We start from the raw sequence: 2,141 nt of genomic DNA on the forward strand, positions 1-2,141 counted from the left end.
CCGGGGATCTGGTGCGGTGGAACAAGGACGGGCAGGTGGAGTACCTGGGCCGGACCGACTTCCAGGTCAAGATCCGCGGCTTCCGCATCGAACTCGGCGAGGTGGAGTCGGCACTGACCGCCCACCCTGACATCGACAACGCGGTCGCCGTGGTGCGCCAGGACCGCGCCGGCGACCAGCGGCTGGTCGCCTACGTGGTGCCGGGCGACGGCAAGACGGACACCGGCGTGGACATCGCGGCCCTGACGGAACTGGCCCGGCGGTCCCTGCCGGAGTACATGGTCCCCTCGGCGATCGTCCCGCTCGCCGCGTTCCCCATGACCACGAGCGGCAAGCTGGACCGCAAGGCACTCCCCGCACCCGACCACAGTGAGGTGGCGGCCGCCGGACGAGGGCCGCGCAACCACAACGAGGAAGTGCTCTGCCGGCTGTTCGCCGAGCTGCTCGGGGTGGAGGAGGTCGGCATCGACGTCGACTTCTTCGCTCACGGCGGGCATTCCCTGCTGGCCACCCGGCTCATCGGCCGCATACGCAACGAACTCGACGTCGACGTGAAGGTCACGACGGTGTTCCGCAATCCGACCGTCGCCCAGCTGGCGGCCCGGATCGAGAAGCTGGCCGCGTCGAACCGCCCCCGGCTGCGACAGATCAACGTTTAGGAGTAGCGTCGATGATCCCGTTGTCCTTTGCACAGCGCCGGATGTGGTTCCTCCACCGTCTGGAAGGTCCGTCCGCGACCTACAACATCCCGTTCGCGCTGCGCCTGGACGGGGCGCTGGACACCGGAGCCCTGGCCTCGGCGGTGGCGGACGTCGTCACCCGGCACGAGAGCCTGCGCACCCTGGTCGTCGAGAACCCGGACGGCATGCCGGAGCAGCGGATCCTGTCGCCCCAGGAGGCGGTCACACGGTTCCGGGTCGTCGACGTCACCGCGGACGCGGTGGACGACGCGATGCGCGAGGCCGTGGGCGAGAGCTTCGACCTGGAGACGGAACTCCCCCTGCGCACCACCGTCCTCCGCGTCTCCCCGCAGACCCACTACCTGGCGTTCGTGTTCCACCACATCGCCGCGGACGGGGCGTCGATGGCCCCCTTCCTGCGCGACCTGGTGTCGGCCTACACGGCCCGGCACGGCGGGAGCGCACCGGCGTGGGCGCCGCTGCCCGTGCAGTACAAGGACTACACGATGTGGCAGCGGCAGCTGCTGGGCGAGGACGGCGACCGGGAAAGCGTCGCCGCGCCCCAACTCGCCTACTGGCGGCAGGAACTGGCCGAGGTGCCGCAGCCGGTGCAGTTGCCGCTGGACCGGCCGCGGCCGGCGGTCGCCGGCTACGAGGGCGACCACGTCGACTTCCTGCTGGAGCCCGAGCTGGTCGCCGGGCTCGGAAAGCTGGCCGCGGACCGCGGCGCCACCGCCCCGATGGTGGTCCAGGCCGCACTGCTGCTGCTCCTGCAGAAACTGGGCGCCGGCGAGGACGTCACGATCGGCAGCCCCATCGAAGGCCGCACCGACGAGGACCTGGCCGACCTGATCGGGTTCTTCGTCAACACCTGGGTGCTGCGCGCCGACCTCTCGAAGAACCCCTCGTTCGGCGACCTGGTCGAGCAGGTCCGGGACAAGGCACTCGCCGCGTACGACAACCAGGACGTGCCGTTCGAGCGGCTGGTGGAACTGCTCAACCTGGAGCGGTCCACCTCCTACCAGCCGCTGTTCCAGGTGATGCTGGCCTGGCAGTTCGTGTGGCCGGAGATCGAGATGCCGGATCTGCGGGTCTCACTCGTCCCGGCCGGCACGGACACCGCCAAGTTCGACCTGTTCTTCAACATCGTCCCGGAGGCGTCCGGACGCGCCTACGGCCGGCTCGAGTACGCGACCGAACTGTTCGACCACACCACGGCCGTCGACATCGTCACCCGCCTCGTCAGCATCCTCGAACAGGCGGTCGCCGACCCGGATGTGCGCCTCGGGGACGTCGACGTGCTGTCGGCGGCAGAGCGGGACCGGCTGGTCCGTGAGGTCAATGACACGGCGCGTGCGGTGGTCGCGGGGACGTTGCCGGGTGCGTTCGAGGCGCAGGTGGTGCGTGATCCGGGTCGGTTGGCGGTGGTGGGTGAGGATGAGCGGCTGTCGTACGGGGAGT

2 protein-coding genes are annotated in these 2,141 nt (G+C 70.0%); both read left to right on the forward strand.

The features are described 5' to 3' along the window. On the forward strand, positions 1–659 hold a 659-nt coding region (locus ACF07N_RS35855; protein ID WP_383588813.1), incomplete at its 5' end, for a phosphopantetheine-binding protein. An 11-nt stretch (positions 660–670) separates the two neighbouring features. Further along, on the forward strand, positions 671–2,141 hold a 1,471-nt coding region (locus ACF07N_RS35860; RefSeq protein ID WP_392121022.1), incomplete at its 3' end, for a condensation domain-containing protein.

The organism is Streptomyces sp. NPDC015242, from assembly GCF_043079125.1.
In the GTDB taxonomy this organism is placed as follows: Bacteria; Actinomycetota; Actinomycetes; order Streptomycetales; family Streptomycetaceae; genus Streptomyces.